This is a genomic window from Pseudomonas sp. S8, from assembly GCF_050473925.1.
In the GTDB taxonomy this organism is placed as follows: domain Bacteria; phylum Pseudomonadota; class Gammaproteobacteria; order Pseudomonadales; family Pseudomonadaceae; genus Aquipseudomonas; species Aquipseudomonas parakoreensis.
The window spans coordinates 5376642-5399653 of the sequence record NZ_JBFDVZ010000016.1; the positions used below are offsets into that span (position 1 = coordinate 5376642).

21 protein-coding genes, 1 tRNA gene and 2 pseudogenes are annotated in these 23012 nt (G+C 60.8%); 8 read left to right on the forward strand and 16 right to left on the reverse strand.

Annotation, left to right across the window (positions count from 1 at the left end; genetic code table 11):
• Window positions 1-66 precede the first annotated feature (66 nt).
• Complete coding sequence (locus tag AB1J88_RS25480) at window positions 67-1761, reverse strand: acid phosphatase (protein WP_430292202.1); 1695 nt, start codon at window positions 1759-1761, stop codon at window positions 67-69.
• A gap of 150 nt (window positions 1762-1911) precedes the next feature.
• On the opposite strand from AB1J88_RS25480, the gene AB1J88_RS25485 reads away from it, so the two are divergent.
• Both AB1J88_RS25485 and AB1J88_RS25490 read left to right on the forward strand, forming a co-directional pair.
• Window positions 1912-2202, forward strand: a complete 291-nt coding sequence (locus tag AB1J88_RS25485; RefSeq protein ID WP_430292203.1) for a nucleotidyltransferase family protein — start codon at window positions 1912-1914, stop codon at window positions 2200-2202.
• 32 nt (window positions 2203-2234) lie between these two features.
• Window positions 2235-2543 carry a HepT-like ribonuclease domain-containing protein gene (locus tag AB1J88_RS25490; protein WP_430292204.1) on the forward strand — a complete coding sequence of 103 codons (309 nt, stop codon included), beginning with the start codon at window positions 2235-2237 and terminating at the stop codon, window positions 2541-2543.
• Between the two features lie 36 nt (window positions 2544-2579).
• Here AB1J88_RS25490 and AB1J88_RS25495 read toward each other — a convergent pair whose 3' ends face one another.
• The gene (locus tag AB1J88_RS25495) at window positions 2580-3998 is read right to left on the reverse strand and encodes a short-chain fatty acid transporter (RefSeq protein ID WP_086791573.1); all 1419 of its coding nucleotides are present in this window, start codon (window positions 3996-3998) and stop codon (window positions 2580-2582) included.
• Window positions 3999-4338: 340 nt separating this feature from the next.
• Here AB1J88_RS25495 and AB1J88_RS25500 point away from each other — a divergent pair, with 340 nt between their 5' ends.
• From AB1J88_RS25500 to AB1J88_RS25515, 4 genes and pseudogenes are all read left to right on the forward strand, one after another.
• Complete coding sequence (locus tag AB1J88_RS25500; RefSeq protein WP_430292205.1) at window positions 4339-5652, forward strand: MFS transporter; 1314 nt, start codon at window positions 4339-4341, stop codon at window positions 5650-5652.
• Between the two features lie 201 nt (window positions 5653-5853).
• Window positions 5854-6492: pseudogene (locus AB1J88_RS25505) on the forward strand (PAS domain-containing protein); the annotation flags it as partial.
• Between the two features lie 150 nt (window positions 6493-6642).
• Window positions 6643-7080, forward strand: a pseudogene (locus AB1J88_RS25510) (methyl-accepting chemotaxis protein); the annotation flags it as partial.
• Window positions 7081-7257: 177 nt separating this feature from the next.
• The gene (locus AB1J88_RS25515) at window positions 7258-7857 is read left to right on the forward strand and encodes a flavin reductase family protein (protein WP_430292206.1); all 600 of its coding nucleotides are present in this window, start codon (window positions 7258-7260) and stop codon (window positions 7855-7857) included.
• Window positions 7858-7947: 90 nt separating this feature from the next.
• Here AB1J88_RS25515 and ggt read toward each other — a convergent pair whose 3' ends face one another.
• Window positions 7948-9780 (reverse strand): gamma-glutamyltransferase, encoded by a 1833-nt coding sequence (ggt, locus tag AB1J88_RS25520; RefSeq protein WP_430292719.1) that lies wholly within the window; start codon window positions 9778-9780, stop codon window positions 7948-7950.
• Between the two features lie 264 nt (window positions 9781-10044).
• Here ggt and AB1J88_RS25525 point away from each other — a divergent pair, with 264 nt between their 5' ends.
• Window positions 10045-11157, forward strand: coding sequence for a DUF2817 domain-containing protein (locus AB1J88_RS25525; protein ID WP_430292207.1), 1113 nt, complete (start codon window positions 10045-10047; stop codon window positions 11155-11157).
• A 41-nt stretch (window positions 11158-11198) separates the two neighbouring features.
• On the opposite strand, the gene AB1J88_RS25530 is transcribed toward AB1J88_RS25525, so the two are convergent.
• From AB1J88_RS25530 to AB1J88_RS25585, 12 genes are all read right to left on the reverse strand, one after another.
• The gene (locus AB1J88_RS25530; protein WP_430292208.1) at window positions 11199-11453 is read right to left on the reverse strand and encodes a bacteriocin immunity protein; all 255 of its coding nucleotides are present in this window, start codon (window positions 11451-11453) and stop codon (window positions 11199-11201) included.
• Between the two features lie 2 nt (window positions 11454-11455).
• Entirely contained in the window at window positions 11456-11581 is a 126-nt protein-coding gene (locus AB1J88_RS25535; protein WP_369426612.1) for a hypothetical protein, read from the reverse strand.
• A gap of 201 nt (window positions 11582-11782) precedes the next feature.
• On the reverse strand, window positions 11783-12043 hold the full coding sequence (locus AB1J88_RS25540; RefSeq protein ID WP_086791583.1) for a bacteriocin immunity protein: 261 nt from the start codon (window positions 12041-12043) through the stop codon (window positions 11783-11785).
• A 17-nt stretch (window positions 12044-12060) separates the two neighbouring features.
• Window positions 12061-12312 (reverse strand): bacteriocin immunity protein, encoded by a 252-nt coding sequence (locus AB1J88_RS25545; protein WP_086791584.1) that lies wholly within the window; start codon window positions 12310-12312, stop codon window positions 12061-12063.
• 9 nt (window positions 12313-12321) lie between these two features.
• Window positions 12322-12768, reverse strand: a complete 447-nt coding sequence (locus AB1J88_RS25550; RefSeq protein WP_430292210.1) for an HNH endonuclease signature motif containing protein — start codon at window positions 12766-12768, stop codon at window positions 12322-12324.
• Complete coding sequence (locus AB1J88_RS25555; protein WP_430292212.1) at window positions 12677-13570, reverse strand: S-type pyocin domain-containing protein; 894 nt, start codon at window positions 13568-13570, stop codon at window positions 12677-12679. Before AB1J88_RS25555 ends, AB1J88_RS25550 begins: the two co-directional genes overlap by 92 nt.
• A 322-nt stretch (window positions 13571-13892) precedes the next feature.
• A tRNA-Met gene (locus tag AB1J88_RS25560) sits at window positions 13893-13969 on the reverse strand.
• Window positions 13970-14055: 86 nt separating this feature from the next.
• Window positions 14056-15510, reverse strand: a complete 1455-nt coding sequence (locus AB1J88_RS25565) for an amidase (RefSeq protein ID WP_430292214.1) — start codon at window positions 15508-15510, stop codon at window positions 14056-14058.
• Window positions 15511-15571: 61 nt separating this feature from the next.
• Window positions 15572-16618, reverse strand: coding sequence for an extracellular solute-binding protein (locus AB1J88_RS25570; protein WP_430292215.1), 1047 nt, complete (start codon window positions 16616-16618; stop codon window positions 15572-15574).
• Window positions 16619-16645: 27 nt separating this feature from the next.
• Entirely contained in the window at window positions 16646-17449 is an 804-nt protein-coding gene (locus AB1J88_RS25575) for an ABC transporter permease (protein ID WP_430292216.1), read from the reverse strand.
• Window positions 17449-18369: an ABC transporter permease gene (locus AB1J88_RS25580; RefSeq protein WP_430292217.1), complete on the reverse strand. Its 921-nt coding sequence runs from the start codon at window positions 18367-18369 to the stop codon at window positions 17449-17451. The genes AB1J88_RS25575 and AB1J88_RS25580 overlap by 1 nt, the downstream gene beginning before the upstream one ends.
• A 15-nt stretch (window positions 18370-18384) precedes the next feature.
• On the reverse strand, window positions 18385-19503 hold the full coding sequence (locus tag AB1J88_RS25585) for an ABC transporter ATP-binding protein (RefSeq protein ID WP_430292218.1): 1119 nt from the start codon (window positions 19501-19503) through the stop codon (window positions 18385-18387).
• Window positions 19504-19730: 227 nt separating this feature from the next.
• Between AB1J88_RS25585 and AB1J88_RS25590 the strand changes: the two genes are divergently transcribed.
• Window positions 19731-20633: a LysR substrate-binding domain-containing protein gene (locus AB1J88_RS25590; RefSeq protein WP_430292219.1), complete on the forward strand. Its 903-nt coding sequence runs from the start codon at window positions 19731-19733 to the stop codon at window positions 20631-20633.
• Here the strand turns inward: AB1J88_RS25590 and AB1J88_RS25595 are convergent.
• The gene (locus AB1J88_RS25595; RefSeq protein ID WP_430292220.1) at window positions 20626-22683 is read right to left on the reverse strand and encodes a methyl-accepting chemotaxis protein; all 2058 of its coding nucleotides are present in this window, start codon (window positions 22681-22683) and stop codon (window positions 20626-20628) included. The genes AB1J88_RS25590 and AB1J88_RS25595 overlap by 8 nt on opposite strands.
• Window positions 22684-23012 lie beyond the last annotated feature (329 nt).

A 23012-nucleotide genomic window follows, 5' to 3' on the forward strand; every position in this document is an offset into this window, starting at 1 on the left:
GGATCAGCCGTGTTGCACAGTGAAGCTGTCATTCGCGGATTTTTTCGTCAGCCCGCCGCACTCGGCTCACGCCTGAAAATGCAGGGCGTTGCTCAGATCGCCCATGGGTTTCTGGCCACGGGCGAACATTGCCTCATCGCGCTGCTTGAGGCCGTCGAGGGTTTCCAGTTGGAACACCCGGGTGATCAGGCGCAGGATCGACGCCGTGTCGTAGACCGTGTGATCCACCGTGCCTTTACGGGCGAATGGCGACACCACCAGCGCCGGCACCCGCGATCCCGGCCCCCAGCGATCGCCCTTGGGCGGTGCCACGTGGTCCCACCAGCCGCCGTTTTCATCGACGGTGACGATCACCACCATGTTTTTCCATTGCGGACTTTCGCGCAGCACTTTGAGGGCGCGGACGATGTGCCGGTCACCGGAGGCCACGTCGGCATATCCAGCGTGCATATTCAGGTTGCCTTGTGGTTTGTAGAACGTGACCGCCGGCAACTTGCCGGCCTCGGCATCGGCGAAGAATTTGTTGGTGCTCGATTCATCCCCCAGCCCGGCATCGCGCAGGCGTTTGCTGCGCTCCTGCGGGTTTTCCGGGCCTTGTTGTTGGAAATAGTTGAACGGCTGGTGGTGATATTGAAAGTTGGGGATCTTCGGAATCCCGCCGGAATCCTTGTATTGATCCAGCGTCGCCTGCCACGCGCCGGCGTACCAGGCCCAATCGACATTCTTCTTCGACAGCTTGTCGCCGATGTGCTCGTGGGTCTGCGGCACCAGTACGTTGGGCAGATCCGGTTTGGAATACGCCGGACGCTCCGGGTCGCGAATCCATGTTGGCCAGTACGGCGGGGCAAGGGTGTTGACACCGTAACCGTCCGGCGTCAGCGCACTCGGGCCGAACTGCGGCGGGCCGGTCATGGCGCTGGCCGGCGATGCCTCCAGCGGCTTGAGGCGTGGATCGGCCGGGTCAGCGCTTTGCAGCGCGGCGATCTGCGACTTGGCCACCGAATTGGCCGCGTCCGGATAGAACGGCGCGGTGGCGCTGATCAGGTATTGGTGGTTGAGGAACGAGCCACCGAACGCGCCCTGGAAGAAGTTATCGCACAGCACGAATTCCTGAGCCACGTCCCACAGACGCAGGGAATAACGGCTCTGAGCGTAATGGCCCATGGTCAGCCCGCCGGAATCGGCCCAGGCAACAAAGCCATCGTTCTTGCCGCCGTTGATCTGCATCTGGTTCTGATAGAACACGTGCCACAAATCGCGGGTGACCAAGCCGAACGGCAAATCTTCGCCGTTCGGGCCTTTGAGGGCGAACGGTGCGTTGGGCAGGTTTTCCTGAAACTGCGTGGCGCTGGGGTAGGTCACGCCATCTAGGGTTTGCGGGCCGATCTGCAACACGCCGCCCCAGACAGGAGGCAGCGTCTGCAACAGACTGCCGTCGCGATCACGTTGCTGGTAATCGGCAGGTTTGAGCGCAGACAGCGGCTTCTCGACACCGGGGAAATCACCGAACAGATTGTTGAAGCTGCGGTTCTCGGCGTAGATCACCACCACGGTTTTCACTTGATCGCGCAGGGCCTTGTCCAGCTCGGCTGACGTCAGCGGGCGCTCGGCCGGTTTGCCCGGCGCATTGCTGGCGTTACCGCAGCCGGCCAGCGTCGCGCCCACACCGAGGACGGCAACTCCACCGAGGAAGCGGCGGCGACTGGTGTCGGTGGGGGTGTCGGATTCAGGTGCGTCAGTGCTGTCTGTTTCGTCTTTCATCTGTCAGCCCGTTTTGCTTAATTGTTTCAGTTTGTTTCGGGCGGACGCTAGCAAGTGGATGTGACGGTTGGGTTACAAAATCGTGCGGTGTCTACGAGACCCCTTCGCACTGCTAGACTGCTGCAATAGCGAAACTGGCCTGAGTGAACCATGAAGCCTTCCATTGCTCTTGATCTGCAACGAGCTTCCGTTCGTGAGGTTGTCGGCAGATTCCGTGTGGCCAATCCGCGCGTGTTTGGCTCGACGCTGCTGGGTACCGATATGGAGGGCAGTGACCTTGATCTGTTGGTCGATCCATTGCCCGGTACCACCTTGTTTGATCTCGGCGGGCTTCAGGTTGAGCTCGAAGATTTGCTAGGCGTTACCGTCGACCTGTTGACCCCAGGAGACCTTCCGCTGAAGTTTCGTCAGCAGGTACTTGAACAGGCCCGTCCCGTATGATCGCGAACCGGCTCGGCGATTAACTTGAGCATATGCGTCAAGCTGCAAGCGATGCGCGGGTCTTCGTCGAAGGTCTGAGCAAGGAAGAGTTCGTCGACGACAAACGGACGCAACAAGCGGTCATCATGAGCCTGGTCATTATTGGCGAGGCGGCAACCAAAATAATGGACCGGTTTCCGGAGTTCGCGGCTCAGAACACTCAAACTCCCTGGCGCAGCATGCGCGGGATGCGTAACCGGATCGCTCATGGTTATTTCGACATCAATCTGGATGTCGTTTGGGAAACAGTTCAGGTTGCCTTGCCTGAGCTATTGAGAGTCTTGCCCTCCGAGCAACATTGATAGCACCTGCCCTGAGGCAGGTGCTATCTCGTCAATCTATGGCATTACCGGCGGCGTATACGCCAATGTCGTCCCCAGCACCCACAGCAGGAACAGCACCAGCGGCGTGTGCACCAGCAATTGCACGAACGAGAAGCCGATCAGGTCCCGCGCCTTCAAGCCGAGCACACCCAGCAGCGGCAGCATGTAGAACGGGTTGATCAGGTTCGGCAGCGCTTCGGCGGCGTTGTAGATCTGCACGGCCCAGCCGAGGTGGTATTGCAGATCGTTAGCCACTTGCATCACGTACGGCGCTTCGATGATCCACTTGCCGCCGCCGGAAGGGATGAAGAAACCGAGAATCGCCGAGTACACGCCCATCAACAGCGCATAGGTGTCGTGGGACGCGATGCTGACAAAAAAGGTCGAAATGTGATGCGCCAGCGTCTGCGCATCGGCACCTTTGACTGTGGTCAGCAGCGCAGCAATCGAGCCGTACAGCGGGAACTGGATCAGCACGCCAGTGGTGGTCGGTACCGCCCGGGCCACCGCATCGAGGAAGCTGCGCGGGCGCCAGTGCAGCAGCGCGCCGAGCATGATGAACAGGAAGTTATAGGTGTTGAGCCCGGAAATCGCGGTGATTGCCGGTTTGCTCGAGAACTCGTGGAACAGCCAGCCGGCCGCCAGCAGCACCAGCAAGATGATCAGCAGCGGACTGTGCTCCAGCCATTCGCCGGGCCGGGTGCGCGGTTGCAGCGGTGGCAGATTGAACGCCGGGTCGATGCCGCAATCCTTGGCGTCGCGCGCAGAGTTCGGGCCGGGCGCGGTGGCGTAGGCGACGATGATCGAAATCACGATCAGCGCCAGCAGCATCGCACCGGACTGCCAGAGGAAGATGGTTTGGGTGAACGGAATCACCCCGGTGATCGACAGGATCGCCGGCGGCAGGCTCGCCGGGTTGGCCTGCAACTGCGCCGCCGATGAGGACAGGCCCAGGGCCCAGACCGCGCCGAGGCCCAGATACGCCGCCGCACCGGCCGCGCGGTAATCCATTTTCAGATCGGTGCGGCGGGCGAGGGCGCGCACCAGCAAACCGCCGAACACCAGCGACAGACCCCAGTTCAACAGCGAAGCGACCATCGAGATCAGTGCGACCCAGGCCACGGCGGAGCGGCCGTTTTTCGGGATGCGCGCCAGCTTGTCGATCAGTTTGACCGCCGGCGGCGAACTGGCGACCACGTAGCCGCCAATCACCACGAAGGCCATTTGCATGGTGAACGGAATCAGGCTCCAGAACCCGTCACCGAAGGCCATCGCGGCATCGGTGGGTTTCGCGCCCATGGCCAGCGTGGCCAGCGCGACAATGATTACGGCCAACGCGGCGAACACCCAGGAGTCGGGGAACCAGCGTTCGGCAAAGTTTGAACAGCGCAAGGCAAAGCGCGCGGAGCGGCTATCTTCGATATCAACGGCCACAGGGAGTACCTCGGATTTTTATGGTTATTGTGGTCCTTGGGACATTCAAACCCGACAACCCTGTGGCGAGGGAGCTTGCTCCCGCTGGACTGCGTAGCAGTCCCCTGCTTTTAAAGTTCAGAGGGGGCCGCTTCGCGACCCAGCGGGAGCAAGCTCCCTCGCCACAGAGGTAGACCTGATTCAGATGTGTCCCGCCAGACAAGCCTCAACAGTAAATCAACCGCCGCCATTTTGTGAGCAGGTTTCTGCCAAACCGTGACCATGGTCTAACGGGTTGTCCCCAGGCGGATTTGCGTAGACCATGAGCGCCTTGGTTTTTTGCCTGCCAGAGTGCTTTGCCATGACTGCCCAATCCACAGCCCGACCGGCGCCGTTCAGCCGTTCCGACTACAAGACCCTCGGTCTTGCGGCCCTCGGCGGGGCGCTGGAGATCTACGATTTCATCATTTTCGTGTTCTTCGCCCTGACCCTCAGCCAGTTGTTCTTCCCACCGGAAATGCCCGAATGGCTGCGGCTGCTGCAAAGCTTCGGGATCTTTGTCACCGGGTATCTGGCGCGTCCGCTGGGCGGGATCCTGATGGCGCATTTCGCCGATCGCCTGGGCCGGAAAAAGGTCTTCAGCCTGAGCATCCTGATGATGGCGCTGCCGTGCCTGCTGATCGGGATCATGCCGACTTATGCCCAGATCGGTTATTTCGCGCCGCTGCTGTTGCTGGCGCTGCGCATCCTGCAAGGCGCGGCGGTTGGAGGGGAGGTGCCGAGTGCCTGGGTGTTCGTCGCCGAGCACGCGCCTGCCGGACATCGCGGTTACGCGCTGGGCTTTTTGCAGGCCGGGCTGACCTTCGGTTATTTGATTGGTGCGTTGACCGCGACTTTCCTTGCACACGTGTTCAGCCCGGCGGAAATCCTCGATTACGCCTGGCGTTATCCGTTCCTGCTCGGTGGCGTGTTCGGCGTGATCGGTGTGTACCTGCGCCGCTGGTTGAGCGAAACCCCGGTGTTCATGGCCATGGAGGCGCAGCGTGAAGCGCGGGTTGAACTGCCGCTGCGTACGGTGCTGCGCGAGCATCGACTGGCGATGTTGCCGGCCATGCTGCTGACCTGCGTGCTGACCTCGGCCGTGGTGGTGTTCGTGGTCATTACGCCGACCATGATGCAGAAAACCTTCGGCATGACCGCCAGCCATACCTTCGCCCTGAGCGCGCTGGGCATTGTCTTCCTCAACATCGGCTGTGTGATCGCCGGGCTGCTGGTCGACCGTCTGGGGGCCTGGCGCACCGTCATGCTCTATAGCCTGCTGCTGCCCTTGGGAATCGGCTTGCTTTACAGCTGCTTGATCATGGGCGGTCACTGGATCGGGCTGGCATACGCCATCGCCGGCCTGGCCTGCGGTGTGGTGGGGGCGGTGCCGTCGGTGATGGTCGGGTTGTTCCCGGCGCGAATTCGCGTGTCAGGTATCTCCTTCACCTACAACATTGCCTACGCCGCGTGGGCGAGCATGACACCGCTGTTGCTGATCGGTCTGATGCCGTGGAGTCCGTGGATCTGCGTGATGTTCTGTGCGGTGATGGGCGTGGTGGGGCTGTTGAGTGCGCTGTATTTCGGCTCGCGAATGCCGCGTACAGGGCAATGCCAAGTGGCCGGAACTGTCTGATCGCACGCCCGTGAACTATTTTTGACCGACGGGTCTCAAGCGCTCTTCAGAAAAGAAATTCAAGGCCGATGGCTAGTCTGCATCCCGCTTTCTTTCCATCGGTATCTGCCCATGTTCAACAAACGCCTCAAGCAAGAGCTGGCCACTCTCCGTGAAGAACTCTCCAGCCTGCTGCAGGTGAAGGAAAGCCTGGAAAGCGAGATGCTGGTGCTGACCCTGGAACCCGATGGCCGGATTCAGTCGGTCAACCAGAACTTCCTCGGCGAAATGCTCTACAAGAGCCAGGATCTGGTGGGGCGCGCCATTGAAGACATCGTTCCGGCGCATGTGAAGGCCGATGACTTTCATCATCGTTTCAAGGCCGCCCTGACCCGTGGCGAACATTTCGCTGGTGCAGTGCGCCTGCTGCGCGGTAATGGCGAAGAAGCCTGGCTGCGCTCCATCGTGCAGCCGGTGCGCGCTTCGGACGGGCGGATCAAGCATTTTTCGATCTTCTCCAGCGACCTGACCCGCACCATCGAAGCCTCGCGCGAACACGAAAACCTGATCGGCGCTCTGGTGCGCTCGACGGCGGTGATCGAATTCGACCTCAACGGCAACGTGCTCAATGCCAACGAGCGCTTTCTGCATGGTATGGGTTACAGCCTGGCGCAGATCAAAGGCAAACATCATCGGATGTTCTGCACACCTGAGGAGTACAACAGCGCCGAGTACCAGAATTTCTGGCGTCGTCTGAACAATGGCGAGTTTGTCGCCGACCGCTTCAAACGGGTCGACAGCCATGGTCGTACGGTGTGGCTGGAGGCGTCCTACAACCCGGTGGTCGATGCCAACAACAAACTGTACAAAGTAGTGAAGTTCGCCACGGTGATCACCGATCAGGTCAACCGTGAACAAGCGGTTGCCGACGCGGCGAGCATTGCCTACAGCACTTCGCAGCAAACCGACAACACCGCGCAACGTGGCACCACGGTGGTCACCGAGGCGGTGAATGTGATGCGTGATCTGTCACGCCACATGCAGGCGGCCGGTGAGGGCATCGAAGCCCTGAACGAGCAGTCGCAGGTGATCGGTACCATCGTCAAAACCATCAGCGGCATTGCCGAACAGACCAACCTGCTGGCGCTCAACGCGGCCATCGAAGCGGCGCGCGCTGGCGAGCAGGGCCGGGGCTTTGCGGTGGTGGCCGACGAAGTCCGACAACTGGCTTCGCGCACCAGTCAGGCGACCGAAGAGATCGTCGGCGTGGTGCGGCAGAACCAGGAGATGGCGCGTAACGCCGTGGCCCTGATGACCGATGGCAAGCTGCAGGCAGAACAAGGCCTGGCGCTGGCGGCGGAGGCGGGCACGGTAATCGTCGAGATTCAGGACGGCGCGCAGAAAGTGGTGGATGCGGTCGGGCAGTTTGCCAATCAACTTTCTAACTGATTCCCCCGCCAATACCTGTAGGAGCTGCCGAGTGCAACGAGGCTGCGATCTTTTGATCTTGATGTTGATTTCAAGGATCAACATCAAGATCAAAAGATCGCAGCGTGCCGCAGCTCCTACAGGTTTTCACCAGCAGCTGGCGCTACAATCTGTTCCTTTTCCCCGGAGCAGATCCCCATGAGCGCCTCCCACCGCCGCCCGGTGCCGCTGAACAAAGCCTACCGTCTGCTCAATCACGGGCCGACCGTGCTGGTCAGCGCCGCTTATGACGGCCAGCGCAACATCATGGCCGCCGCCTGGGCAATGCCACTGGATTTCGAACCGCCGAAAGTCGCCGTCGTCCTCGACAAGTCCACCTGGACCCGCCAGTTGCTCGAAGCGTCCGGCACTTTTGTGCTCAACGTGCCGTGCGTCAATCAGGCTGACATCGTGCAAACCGTCGGCAATACCTCGGGGCTGGAGATCCAGCAGAGTCAGGGGCAGGACAAGTTTCACGCTTACGGCCTGCAAACCTTTACCGGTGAAACTGTCGAGGCGCCGTTACTCGAAGGTTGCGTGGCCTGGCTCGAATGCCGCTTGCTGCCCGAACCGCGCAATCACGAACAATATGACCTGTTCCTCGCCGAAGTCATCGCCGCTCATGCCGATGAACGTGTGTTCAGCGACGGCCGCTGGCACTTCGACGGGCACGACGGCTTGCGCACGCTGCACCACGTGGCCGGCGGGCATTTTCTGACGATTGGCGATGCGGTGGACGGCAAAATCCTGTCGGTTTGATTCGCGAGCCTTTTGCGGCAGATGAGCACAATTTATCAGGCATAAAAAAGGCTTACCTCGCAGTAAGCCTTTTGTTTTCCGTGCGTAGCCTCAATCTCCCAACGCTTCCCCTTCACGCCGCGGATCCGCACCACCCGCCAACGATGCTTTACCCTGCGCATCCTTGACCCGTACGATCGCCTGAGTGCCGCTGGTCATGTCAATTTCGTTGACCGTGTGGCCCTTGTCCTTCAGCGCCTGAATCAGCGCCGGGCTGAACTGGCCCTGTTCCAGTTCGGTCGGGCCGTTGCGGCTGCCGAAGTTGGGCAGGCTGATGGCGCTTTGCGGGTCGAGGTTCCAGTCGAGCAGGCCGACGGTGGTCTTGGCCACGTATTCGATGATCTGCGAGCCGCCCGGCGAGCCGACGCTGGCGAGGAACTCGCCGCTGTTGCGGTCGAAGATCAATGTTGGCGCCATCGACGAGCGTGGGCGTTTGCCGGGTTCGACGCGGTTGGCGACTTTCTGCCCGTTCTCTTCGGGGATGAACGAGAAGTCGGTCATCTGGTTGTTCAGCAAAAAGCCCTGCACCATCAGGTGCGAGCCGAATGCCGCTTCGATGGTGGTGGTCATCGATACCGCGCCACCGAGGTCATCCACCGCCACCACTTGCGAGGTGGAGATACGCAGCGGTGAGCGATCCGGCGCGTAGGCCACCTGTACGCCCGGCGGTGTGCCGGGTTTGGCGCTGCCCATGCTCCGTTCGCCGATCAGGCTGGCGCGGCTGGCCAGATAGCCCGGATCCACCAGACCTTTGACCGGCACCGGGACGAAGTCGGTATCGGCCACGTATTGCGCGCGATCGGCGTAGGCCAGGCGCTCGGCTTCGGCGATCAGGTGCACGGCTTGAGGATCGGGTTCGATACCGGCCGGTTTGTTGGTTTTCACGGGTTTGAGCGGCGTCAGCGACAGGTGTGGATCGCGGCTTTCCAGCGCTTGCAGGGTGCCGAGAATCTGCGCCACGGCGATCCCGCCCGACGACGGCGGCGGCATGCCGCAGACCTGCCAGCGTTTATAGTCGGTGCACAGCGGAGCGCGCTCTTTGGCCTTGTAGCCTTGCAAATCATTCAGCGACAAGCTGCCGGGGTTGGCGTGGCCCTGCACCTTGGCGACGATCTCTTCGGCGATCGAGCCTTTGTACAGCGCGTCCGGGCCTTCGTTGGCGATGCGCGTGAGTACGGCGGCCAATGCCGGGTTCTGCAGACGCGTGCCGACGGCTTTGACGCTGCCGTCGCGGTTGAGGAAGTAGGCCGCCATATCCGGCGATTTACCGATCACCGGGTCGGCCTCCAAGAGTGAATGCAGGCGCGGCGAAATCGCGAAGCCCTGCTCGGCGAGTTTGATCGCCGGTTCGAACAGCGTGGCCCACGGCAGCCGACCGTGTTGCTTGTGCGCCATCTCCAGCGCACGCAACACGCCCGGCGTTCCCACCGAGCGGCCGCCGATCTGTGCCTGCGGGAACGGCATCGGTTTGCCGTCGGCCTGCAGGAACAGCTTCTCGGTGGCACCCGCCGGCGCGGTTTCGCGACCGTCGTAGGTACGCACCTGTTTGCCGTCCCACAACACGATCATCGCGCCGCCACCGATCCCGGAGGATTGCGGCTCGACCAGGGTCAGCACTGCTTGCATGGCAATCGCTGCATCAATCGCCGAACCACCCTTGCGCAACATCTTGCGACCGGCCTCGGCGGCCAGCGGATTGGCGGCAGCGGCCATGTGTTGACTGGCGTGGCGAGTCTGCAGATCGGTGCGGTAACCGGAAGCGGCTTCCGGTGCCAGCGGCAAGGTCGAGGAGGGCGGGGCGTTGCACGCGGTGAGGGTCAGGGCGCTGATGATCAGCGTCAGGGCAGGCAGGCGAAAGCGGCTCAGGGGCAGGGCTGGAAACACGTGGGGCTCTCCGTCCGTGGGGTAAAAGGTCTGACGGACTTTATCGACCGGCCGGTCGCGACGCAAACCGCCGGGCATTTTTGTCTTTCTTTTCTGGGCGGATGTTCGCTAGGGTCAATGCCAAATTGATCGAACTGAAACAAAGCCCCTGTGGAAGCGAGCTTGCTCGCGAATGCGGCGTGTCAGGCAACCAAAATGTTGAATGCACTATCGCCTTCGCGAGCAAGCTCGCTCCCACAAGTACAAAACCAACAAGAGGCCGACATGCACAGCGAGTTTCCCACTGAGTCCAGTTACCGTGATCAGCGCGAACAGTTTCTGACCGCCGCCCAAACTGCCGGAGCCACGCTCACCTCGTACGCCCATCCGCGTTGCGGCCCCTTCGGTGAACCCTTGAGCACCGACGTCGCTGTGCTCGGTGATCCGCAGGCCAAACGTCGTTTGGTGGCACTCAGCGGCACTCACGGGGTCGAGGGCTATTACGGTTCGGATTGCCAGATCGACTGGCTGCAAACTTTCGTTCCCGGCTCGCTGCCCAAGGATGTTGCGGTTGTGATGATCCACTTGATCAACCCATGGGGCGCCGCGTGGCTGCGCCGGGTCAACGAAGACAACATCGATCTCAACCGCAATCACCTGGATTTCGCCGGGCCGTTGCCGGACAACTGCGCCTACGCCACGCTGCACGAGATCTATGCCTGCACCGATTTGCACGGACCGCAGCGCGCGCAGGCCGATGCCTTGCTCGACGCACAGATTGCCGAACATGGCTGGCCGGCGGTGATGTCGATTGTCGAGGGCGGTCAGCACAGTCATCCCGATGGCCTGTTCTATGGCGGCCGCGCACCGAGCTGGTCGAATCGCACGTTGCATCAGATCATCGATGCGCATATGACCGGTGCTGAAACCGTGATGTGCTTCGACCTGCACACCGGGGCAGGGGAGTACGGGCATCCGATGTTGCTCACCATCACCCAGGCGCCTTATCCGGCACTCGCGCAGGCACAGGCGATTTATGGCCCATGGCTGTACACGCTGCACACCGGCGCCGACACCTTGAGTGAAACCGGTGTGGCAGCGACCGCTACCGGGTACACCTCACAGGCGCTGCTCAATGCGTTGCCCGACGTGCAACTGATGCCATTCGTGATCGAATGCGGAACGTATCCGGGGCCAGACGTGCATCGGCATTTGCGCGATGACCATTGGCTCCATCTGCATGGCGATCCGCTGGATGCGACGGGGCGGGCGATCAAGTTGAATCTGCTGGAGCAGTTTTATCCGGCCGATCCGGACTGGCGGGCGATGGTGGGGCTGCGGACTCGGCAGATCTGGGCGAAGGGGTTGGCGGCCCTGTCGGCAGAGCAGCCTGAATAGGTCAGGCTTGGCATTGTGGCTTTCTTCGGGGATGAAGTTGCTTATTGCTTGAAGCCGGGTAGCCCATTGGCAGCACGCCATTTTTTAATGGTTTCGGTCACGCCTTCTGCTGAATCGTCAGCGTCGTCCTCAGGGTAGAAAATCAAGTCGGACCCCTTCGGATGTCCACAAATTGAGTTGAAGTGAAATACAAGTCTGCCTTCTTCCTCCTCGCTCTCATCATTTCCCATGATGCGCTCAAGCAGGTCGAGGAACTCTTGTTCCGTGTAATCCGAGAAGTTGTTTTTAGTAGACATTTTTATTCCGTGTGAATCTCTATATGTCGTTTCGGAGTCATCACAGCGAGGTTATCCACATCATAAACCGCACCTCCATGCTGGATATGCTCGATGTGATGTAGTCCGTATTTGGCTTTCTTGAATATCTATATGGTTGAAGGGGGTGATGGCCCTGGCGGCAAAGCTACCTACACAGGTCAGGTTTGGCAGTGTGGTGAGGGGATTTATCCCCGATGGACTGCGCAGCAGGCCCGTTCGGTTTTTATGGGGAAAAGGGGCGCTGCGCACCCTGTCGGGGATAAATCCCCTCGCCACGGGTTCGGTGTGTCTCGAGGGATAAAAAACGCTTATTGCTTAAATCCGGGCAGACCATTAGCAGCACGCCATGCTGCAACTGTACGAGCTATACCAGCGGACGACGTGTCCGCTCCGGGTTCTGGATAGTAAATAAGGTCCATCCCGCTTGGATGACCAACAATCGAGTTGAAGTGCCGCACTAAGACGTCTGCACGCTCATCAGTGGGCGCCTTGTCTTCTTTTCTGATCTCGTCCACGAATTCAACGAAGTCTTGTTCGGTGTAGTCCGAAAAGCTGCGTTTGATGATCATATTTTGGGGTTCGACATCTATTGCTTGAAGCCCGGAAGTCCATTAGTGGCACGCCACTCCTTTACGGTCTTCGCAATGCCCTCAGCAGAGCTGTTTGCTCCTGGCTCGGGATAAAAAATCAGGTCGGTTCCATCCGGGTGACCGGTTAGCGTTCTGAACTGCGCCAGCAGTTCACCAAGCTCCGTATCCGATCCACATTTGTTGGTTGCCCGTATTTTTTCAATGAAGCGGATAAATTCGGTTTCTGTGTATTCGGATATTTTTACCATGTGCGTTCACTACTTTTTGTGCTGGCTGATGTGATTTCTAGGGGTGTTGATGCGAAGGTTGTCTATGTCGTACACAGCGCCGCCGTCTACGATCCGCTCGACGTGGTGTATTTCAAATACGCCTCGTGTGCCAACGGCCTCTCTATCTCGAACGGCGGGAGCATTGCCTGACACTAAACGATCTTGGGCATCCACATTGAACTGATTAAACAGGGCTGGATCATCCCGCACGGCCTGCCAGAATGCTTTCCGAAATGCATCGAAGCTTGAAAACTCCTTCCCCCTGAGCCTATCCGCAATCCGTGTCGGAATCGGCGCACCGATCCCCGTTCCCGCTCCAGCAAGCCATATCCCCGAAACATCCTCACCCAGCCCCGTCACCGTCCCCGGCATCAGCCTGGCCGGCCTCGAAAACACCACATAAAGCGACTTCAGCCCAGTGTCCGCCGGGAACACCAGAATACAATCTTCGGCGGTAATGTCTTCGCCGGGGCGGGCCTTCTATCTGGGTATCAGTGTTCTCAGGAATCGCGTGGACAAGGATCGTGTTCAGTTGCTCGCGGTGTTCCGGATAAACCAGCGGCGGCATTGAACCGAGTGGCCCGCGTTGCGGCGTCCATAAAATCGTGATGCCGTTGAGCCTGGCCTCCATCGCCGTCTTGTCGCTGTTCCACTCGACGTTGACGGTACGGACCGAGTCATCGCCCGAAGCGCCGGCGTGGATGCCGTAAACCTGCATGACGCCTTGGGCATCGCGCCGAAACTGGAAGCGCACGCGAGTGCTGGCGCGGCTCATGCGGCGTAGTTGTTCGTCGGTGTGCAATGTGCCGTCGCCCATGCGGGTCGGCAGCATCCCGAGGATGAATACGCTGGCCGCGCCGCCTGCGCCACGGATGGCCCAGTTGAGGCGTTGTTGCAGAATCCCGCCGCCGGCCATGCGCCCCAAAGCCAGGTCGGCGCCGAGCGCGGTCGCTACCGCGGTGCTGGCTGAGGGAAAGAGCATGGCACCCGCGACCATGATCTTGCCGAAATTGGCGGCGGGCTCTGGCGCAGTGCCGGCGTCCGTTCGACACCAGTTATCCGGCGTGCAGGACTTGGCGAACACCTGGTCTTCGCGGGGCTTGGGCGTTGGCCATTCATCCTTTTCGATGTACACCGGCTCCGGCGGGGGAGGCGGATTCCAAGCGGCCCATGAGCCGGTCCTTCTCGGACGTTTCCGAAGCCAATCTTCATCGAAGAGAAATTTGAATCGAGCCATGCCAACTCCCTGTATGGCTTTGAAACGAGCCAGGGGAGCTTGTCGGTCAACGGGGAATTCGGGCAAACCGATGGGGTGGGGTTCAGGCGCGAGGTTTTACGAAAAATCCAATTCGTACACCGCGCGCACCTTTTTCCTGCAGTGCTTTCCCGGTTTGTTGACGTGCCATTAACCTTGGTCAGGGCCAATCAGGAATTATGGGGCAGCTGGATGGAGAGGGGCGGCTTTGCAGCCATCGGGGATGAATCCCCTCGCCACGGGAGGGTGGTTTTTTCGAGGCATAAAAAAACGGCCTACCTTTCGGTAAGCCGTTTTTAGTACTTGGTGGCTACACAGGGACTTGAACCCCGGACCCCAGCATTATGAATGCTATGCTCTAACCAACTGAGCTATGTAGCCAAGTGGCGCGCATTATTCCCCTGAAATGGAAAAGCGTCAAGCGTAAATTTAAAAATTTTTTCTACGCTTTCAACCGTTTATCAAAATTACTGGCTCAGCAGGGGCGAAGGGCAGCGTTCGAACCAGCGGCTGGCCTGTTCATAGGCGTGCGCCAGTTGCAGAACCGCGAAGTCGGCCTGGTGCCGGCCGATGATCTGCAGCCCCATCGGCAACCCCTGCGCATTGAAGCCGGCCTGAACGCTCGCCACCGGGCAACCCGACAGCGTGCCGGGGATGACTACCTCCATCCAGCGGTGATACGTGTCCATGCTCACGCCCTCGATAGACGTCGGCCAAGGCTGGGTTTTATCGAACGGGAAGACCTGTGCACTGGGCAGCAGCAGGTAATCGTAGCGTTCGAACAACCGGGAAATCGCCCGATACCAATCGCTGCGCACCACCGACGCGGCGAACACTTCGCTCGCCGAAAGCTTCAGACCGTTTTCCACTTCCCAGCAGGCTTCCGGTTTCAGCAGCTCGCGCTTCTGTGGATCAGCATAAGTTGCGCCCAGCGACCCCGCGACCATCCAGTGCCGCAACGTCCGCCAACTGCTCCACAACCGCTCAGGCGCGAACCCCGGCTGAACGGATTCAACGTGGCAGCCAAGGCTTTCAAAGTCGGCAAAGGTCTTCTCGCACAGCGACAGAACGCCGTTTTCCATCGGCAGATAACCGTTGAAGTCTCCCAGCCAGCCCAATCGCGTGCCCTTGAAATCACGCTCCAGCGGCGCGGCAAAGACCTCTCCGGATTCAGCGTTGGACAACGGCGCCCGGGCATCGCCCCCAGCCTGCACCGACAGCAGCAACGCCGCATCGCGCACGCTGCGGGCCATCGGTCCTTCATAGCCAAGTTGATCGAAAAACAGATCGGCACTGTCATCAAACGGCACGCGGCCCTGAGACGGGCGGAAACCAAAGATATTGTTGAACGCCGCCGGGTTGCGCAGCGAACCCATCATGTCGCTGCCATCGGCCACCGGCACCAGATGCATCGCCAGCGCCGCTGCTGCGCCGCCGCTGCTGCCACCGGCGGTTTTGCGCGGGTCATAAGCGCAGCCGGTAGCACCGAACAGCGTGTTATAGCTTTGCGAACCGAGGCCGAATTCCGGGGTGTTGGTCTTGCCGATGATGATCGCACCGGCGGCCTTGATCCGCTCGACCATGATGCCGTCGCGCTCGGGGATAAAGTCCTTGAACAACGGTGAGCCGAGTGTGGTGCGGATGCCTTGGGTCAGCGACAGATCCTTGATCGCGTGGGGCAGGCCGTGCATCCAGCCACGGTATTCGCCACGCGCCAGTTCGGCGTCGCGCGCATCGGCCTGGGCCAGCAGAACATCCGGTGCCTGCAGGCTGATCAGCGCGTTGACCTGCGGGTTGAAGCGTTCGATATGGGCAAGATAAGTCTGCATCACTTCGCGGCAGGACACTTGGCGCAGGCGGATGCGGTCGGCGAGTGCGTGGGCCTGTAAAAGGACCAGTTCGCTGATGTTATTGGAGTTCATGACAACGGCGCCTTTCAGACGGCTGAAGAAACGCCCCGGCGTCATGCCGGGGCGGCAGGAATCAACGCATCAGGTTGGTCCAGAGACGATCAGCGAGGCGGATCGCGCCTTCGCCGCAGGTCTTGCTGAACACCACGTGAGTACCCTCGGGAATGTGCAATTCCGGCGCATCCTTGAGCGCCGCATCGAGGAACGGTTCGACGCCTTTGATCGGGCTCTGGTGCTTGAGGAAGTTCTGGGTCATCGCCGCGTTCTCCGGCTGGCTGAGGAAGGCGATGAACGCCTTGGCATTCGCCGGGTTCTTGCTGCCGGTGGGGATGACCATGTTGTCGACCCAGGCCAGTACGCCTTCTTTCGGGTACAGGTATTTCAGGCTCGGTTTCATCTCGCGGGCGCGCATCGATGAGCCGCCCCAGAACATCGACATGTCGATTTCACCCGAGGCGAGGTTTTCGCGGATCGAGCCGGCCTTGGAGCTGTAAGTCTTTACGAACGGCTTCTGCGCCTTGAGCAGCGTCAGCACCTGTTGCATCTGTTTCGGGTCTTCACTGCACAGCGGCACATTCAGATAGAGGCTGGCCATGTCGACCATCTCACTGGTCGAGTCGAACATGTTGATCCGTCCCTGCAACTCGGCTGGCGGCTCGTATAAAACTTTGTAGCTGTCAGTCGGGCCTTTATAGCGCGCGGTGTCGAGGACTACGCTGGTGGTGCCCCAGATGAATGGCACCGAGTACGCGCCCTCCGGGTCCCAGCTCGGTTTTTTCAGGTTATCCACAACGCTGGCGTAGTACGGTTCCTTGACCGGATCGAAGCGCTCCAACAGGTTTTCCTTGATCAGGATCGGGATGAACTGGTGCGAAGGAATCGCCACGTCGTAACCGGCGCCGCCCTGTTTCAGTTTGGCCAGCAGGGTTTCGTTGGAGTCGTAGGAATCGACGGTGACTTCGATACCGGTCTGCTTCTGGAACTTGGCGAGAATCTCCGGCGAGAAGTACCCGCTCCAGCTCACCACGTTGAGTTTTTCCGCAGCCTGAACGCTGCCGGTCATCGCCAGCGGCACAGTCAGGAACAACGCAGTGCCGACGCTTTTTATCCACTTGCTCATGCTATTTCCCCACAGTTCTTGGAAGGTTCAGGCGTTCTTTTTGCCCAGCAGGTAAGAGAGGCTCACAAACAGCACCGAGACGCCGAGGATCAGGGTCGACACGGCGTTGACGTCGGGTGTCACGCCCATGCGCAACAGGCCGAAGATGAAGATCGGCAGCGTTGTCGTACCGGCCTGGGCGACCATCATCGAGATCACGAAGTTATCCAGCGAGACGATGAAGGCCAGCATCAGCCCTGAGAAAATTCCCGGCATCAGCAGCGGCAAGGTCACCTTGCGGAAGGTCCGCCACGGGCCGGCATACAGGTCGGCCGAGGCTTGTTCCAGCGACAGGTCCATGTCGTTGAGGCGAGCGCGAATCGGCAGGTAGGCGAACGGAATGCAGAACACCGTATGGGCGATAATCAAGTTGCCGTAGCCCAGCGACAGGCCAATGGTCGAGAACAGCGCCAGCGTCGCCACACCGACGACAATTTCCGGCAGCACCAGCGGCAACATGATTGCGCCCATCGACAATTGCAGGCCCTTGAACTTGGCGCCGCGTGAGGTGCCGAGGGCGGCGAGGGTGGCAATCGCCGTGGCGATCATGCTCGCACAGACCGCGATCAACAGGCTGTTGCCAGCGGCCTGACGCAAGGCTTGATTGGCGAACGCGGCGCGATACCAGTCGAGGCTGAAGCCGGTCCACACCGTCGCCGACTGGTTAGCGTTGAACGAGAACACCACCAGCACCACGATCGGCGCGTACAGGTACAGATAGAACAGCAAGCTGAAGCCGCCGAAACCGGGGAAGTCCTGCACGCCCGGCTTGCGTTTGAATAGTGCGAGCATTACGCACCTCCTTTGGCGATGCGCTGGCGCTCGGCGCGCAGGGCATACACGGTCAAGACCAGCATCACGGCGGCCATCAGCACCAGCGACAGCGCGGCGCCGAACGGCCAGTTACGTGCATCGCTGAACTGCCGGAAAATCAGGTTGCCGAGCATCATCCGCGTGCCGCCGCCGAGCAGTTCCGGGGCGATCATCGCTCCCAGGCACGGCACGAACGTGAGGATGGCGCCGGCGAGAATTCCCGGTTTGGCGATCGGCAACACCACTTTGCGCAAGGTGCGCACGCGGCCGGCATACAGATCCTGCGCCGCTTCGAGCAAGCGAATATCCATCTTTTCCAGCGTGGCGTAGATCGGCAGCACCACGAACGGCGCGTAGGTATAAACCAGCCCCAGCAGCACCGCGCCGTCGGTGTACAACAGCTGCAACGGCTCATGGATGACGCCCATGCCCATCAGGCTGTTGTTGATCACCCCGGTGTTGCGCAGCAGCAGAATCCACGCATAAGTGCGGATCAGCAGGTTGGCCCAGAACGGCACGGTGATCAGAAAGATCAGCAGACCACGCCGATGCGCCGGTTGCATCGCCAGCCATACCGCGACCGGGAAGCCGATCAACAGCGTGATGAGCGTGGTCAGCCCGGCAATGCCGATCGAGCGCAAGGCGATGATCAGGTAGGAGTCGGCAAAGGCCAGGCTGTCGTCCATCTGCCGTTCGAACAGCAACGAGGTGTAGGCATCGCTGCTGAAGACTTTATTGACCCCGCCGTAGGGGTTGGCTTCCATCAGCGAGTAGCCGATGACAATCAAGATCGGCACCAGCAGAAACAGGCCAATGGCGACCAGCGCCGGGCTGACCCCGAGGAAACTCTGGAAGGCCTTGCGGCGCTCCAGCGTGTTGGCAATCGGTAAGGCGTGCATGGCAACTCCTCGGACTCAATCGTGCAGGACACTGGCGCTTCCGCGGTCGAACAACAGACCGGCCTGAGAACCGACGGCAAAGCGCAGGCTCTGGTCGACGCAGTTGGGCGTGCGCACGGTGAGGCGCGAGCCGTCGCCGAGGCTGACCTGATATTGCAGATCGGTGCCGAGGTAGATCTGCGCTTCGATCCGGCACGGCAGCGCGGCCTCGGTCGCGGCAGGCACCAGATGCAGGCGCTCGGGGCGCACAGATAACGTCACGCTGGCGCCGACCGTCACATCGCTGCACGCTTGCGCCGGCAGCGGATGCCCGGCCGGCCCGGCGAACCAGGCTTGGCCGGCCTCGATCTTCGTCACCGTGCCCTGGATGAAATTGGTCTCGCCGATGAAGTCGGCGACGAAGCGATTGCGCGGGCGTTCGTAGATATCTTCCGGACGGCCGACCTGCTGCACTTCGCCCTCGGACAACACGGCGATGCGTTCTGACATGGTCAGCGCTTCTTCCTGGTCGTGGGTGACGAAGATGAAGGTGATGCCGGTCTTGGCCTGAATGGTTTTCAGCTCTTCGCGCATGGCCTGGCGCAGCTTCAGATCGAGCGCGGAAAGGGGTTCGTCGAGCAGCAATACTTTCGGGTGCGGAGCCAGGGCGCGGGCGAGGGCGACGCGTTGTTGCTGGCCACCGGACAACTGCGCCGGCTTGCGATTGGCGAAGCGTTCCATCTGCACCAGCGCGAGCATCTCGCGTACGCGCTCGGTGATTTGCGCCTTGTTCAGCACCTTGCCCATCGGCTGCGATTCAAGCCCGAAGGCCAGGTTCTCGGCGATGGTCATGTGCGGGAACAGCGCGTAATGCTGGAACACCGTGTTGACCGGGCGTTGGAATGGCGGGCGATCAGCGATGTTTTCGCCGTACAGCAGGATCTCGCCTTCGGTAGGAAACTCGAAGCCGGCGATCATCCGCAGCAGGGTGGTTTTGCCGCAGCCGGAAGGGCCGAGCAGGGTAAAGAATTCGTTGTCGCGAATGTCCAGGTCGATGTTTTTCAACGCCACCGGACCGGTGTCCGGATCACCGTAAACCTTGCGCACCGAGCGGATCGACACCGCCAGCGTTTGCAGCGAATGCAGGGCATTCATGCGTTACCTCCGATTCCCCCATCGCCTGCGAGTGCGCTGTGAATCAGCGACGTCGTCGGGCCATGGATATTATTTTTCTGGGCAGGATCGAGATTGCGTACGGGGTGAAACCAGCTGTTTTGTTGTTCTGCTGTGGCTCGATTATCAGCGAGGGCTTGCGCCGGGCGAAACTTCAATTTAAACATGGCAGGTGTTAGTTAATTTAACAGCCAAAGGTGCCAGGAATCATGCCCGACCACCGTTTGCCGCCGCTCAACGCGGTGCGTGCGTTTGATGCCGCCGCGCGCCTGGGCAGCTATGTCGAGGCTTCGAAAGCCTTGCACGTGACCCAGCCAGCGATTGGCCGGCACGTGAAGTTGCTGGAGGACTGGCTGGGCATTCAGCTGTTCGAACGCACCTCGCGCGGGGTCAATTTGACGCCGGCGGGTGAGAAGTACCACCGCAAGATCAGCGCGGCGTTGCAGTTGATCATTGAAGCCGGCAAGGAGGCGCGGCCGAAAGATGCCGAGCGCTGGTTGCGGATCATGGTGGTGCCAGGGTTTGCCAAGCGTTGGTTGATGCCAAGGATCGAAACCCTGCGGCATCTGCGACCGGGATTGAAACTGGCGATCGAGCCAAACTCGACCTTCACCGAAGTCGACGGCAAAAGTGCCGATCTGGGCATCGTCTATGGCCTTGACGGGCAGTACGCCGACTCCCGTGCAGCATTGATCTGCCCGCGGGTGTTTCCGATCTGCACCCCGCAATACCTCGCCAGCATCGAGCCTGTGATCGGCCCGGCAGATCTGGTTCGCCATGAACTGATCCACGTCGATGACGGCGAGTGGTGGAACCTGTGGTTCGCTGCCCACAACCTGGATATTCACCTCAATTCCGACATGCTCTATGTCAACAACGATCACGCGCTGTCGGTGGCCGAGAGCGGGCAGGGCATTGCCTTGGCCAATGAAGTGCTGGTGCGCGAGGAGCTCAAGTCCGGCAAACTGGTGCGCGCGGTGGACGCGCAGGTGAAGCTGGAAAGCTACCGGGTCCTGACGCCGTCCGCCGAACTGTCGGCGGATGTGGCGTGGTTTATCCAGTGGCTGAAGATCGAGCTGGAAGCGGACTTCCCCGAAGCGCGGATCAGCTGAGGCGGAAGCGTGCGGTGTTGTCGCTCAGAGCCTTGCTGCCCTGACTCAGGGTATCCGCCGCGAGATTCACTGCGCGGGCACCTTCAAGCAGACGCACCGCGGCCTGATCGACCTGCTGGATATTGCCGCTGACTTCATCGGCGGTGCTCGCCTGTTCTTCCACGGCGGTGGCGATCTGCGCCAGGGTGTCAGTGACACTCTGTACCGCGTTGGCGATTTCGCCGAGACGTTCACCAAGACCGGTCACGGCGTCGGCATCCGATTGCGCCTGGCCGCAGGCGGCTTCCATCAGGCTCACCGCCTCGTTGACCGTGGCGCGCAGGCTGTCGACGGTGCCGGCGATCTGCGCGGTGGATGACTGGGTGCGCTGCGACAGGCTGCGCACTTCATCGGCGACCACGGCAAACCCGCGTCCCTGTTCGCCAGCGCGTGCGGCCTCAATGGCGGCGTTGAGCGCGAGCAAGTTGGTCTGCTCGGCGACGCCACGGATGGTGTCAACCACCAGTTGAATCTGCTGGCCCTGTTCACTGACTCGACCGAGTGCCGCTGCGGTGTCGTTCAGCCGTTGGTTGAGTTGCTGAATGCTCGCCGTGGTGCGCTGGCTGTCGCGGCTGCTGTCGGCAGCGATGCGCCGGGTCTGTTGGGCGCTGCCGGAGGCCTGTTCGCAACTCTGCGCCACACCTTGCGAAGTGGCGGCCAGTTGCGTCGCAGCGGCGGCGATCTGGCTGATCTGCAACTGCTGCGCTTCGACTTCGCTCAGCGCGCCGCTGGAATGATCGTTGAGGCTGCGCACCGCGTGGCTCAGTTGCGAGGTTTCGTGATCGACCCCGAGCATGCTGGCGCGCAGTTGCACCACGGCGACGTTGAGCGCGGTGCTGATCGCCGCCAGCTCGTCGCGGCCCACCACCGGCACTTGCAGGCTCAGGTTGCCGTCACGCAGGGCTTCGGCAAGCAGGGTAATGCCGCTGGCGCTGCGGCGGATCGAGGCTTGCAGGCAGACGAACAGGTACAACGCCGCCAGCAGCAGACAGCCGAACACGCCGGCGACCACGATGAACTGACGAATCGCCGAAGCGTGGTAAGCGTCCAGGCGCTGATCCAGCGACAGCAGTGATTGCTGGCGCAATGAGGCGAGATCGCCCAACAGTGCATCGAGGCTGCGTTCGAAGTCTTCCGGTTTGAGTGTAATGCTGCCGCCAAACACGCCGTCATCCAGCACCTTCAGCCCGGCATCAAGGCGCTTGAGGCTGTCGTGATACTGACCGGCCCAGGTGTGCAAATCGCTCGGCAGACGCGCTTCGAGCAGACCAGCGGTTTTGACAAGCTGTTCGCGGGCATCGCCGATGCGGCCACGCAGATCGCGCAGTTGCAAGCGACTCTGCAAAGTGAATTGTCCCGAGACCACCGAAGCCTGGCCGACGGCGGCGAGGCGGCCCACGCGCTCGATCAGATCCGGTGCGTGCTGTGTGGAGATCTGCGTCAGCAGATAGGTTTCCAGCCATGGCGCCAGCGTCAGGCGGTTGTCCATGACGATTTGCTCGCGCAAGGCTTGCAGGGCGCTGAGTGCGCTGGTGAAGCGGTCGTAACCGTCCGGCCACCAGCCGACGCTGCTCAGGCTTTTCGAATCCAGACCGCCAAGCGCGGTTTGCAGGGCTTGATAGCGGGCGAGGGTTTCGCCTTCGGCGCCGTCCTTGTTCAGGGCGTTGCCCAGATCGCTGGTGGCTTGCTGGAGGGCCGGTTGCACGGCATCAAATGCAGCCATGGCGGCGAGGGTGGCAGGGGTCGGCTGGCGATTGGTTTCGGTGGCGCGCCAACGGGCGGCGCGGTCACGCTGGGCGGCGAGCAGGTTGTCCAGCGCATCGAGGCTGAGCAACTGGCGCACGCCGGCACGCTCACCGGAAATCAGATTGAGCTTGTCGCGATAGTCCTGACCAATCATCAACAGGCTGCCGGCCAACGGCAGAATGAACAGCAGAAACAACAGCTGGAATTTACGCGCGAAGCCAAACCGCCCCAGCAATTTGATCCCCGGTGAAAGGAAAGCCTGCATGCCCCATGACTCCTCTGGACACCACGCACCAACGGCGTGCATCGCGGTCGTACGACCTCGATGTTGTGCCCTGCTAAAAGGCCTCGGAAGTTCACTCTCGCCCGCTCGGTAGGCCGGCTCTGTAGCGAAACTTCCCATTCTCGGCGACCTTTGTAAGGCCGCCGCGTTCGAGGGGAGAAGCAAGGCAAGATTCAGACCATGGCGTTGAGCTATCACCCTTTCCACCTGTAGGAGCTGCCGCAGGCTGCGATCTTTTGATCTTGCCCTTTAAAAACAGAATCAAAAGATCGCAGCCTGCGGCAGCTCCTACAGGGATTGATGAGTCATCG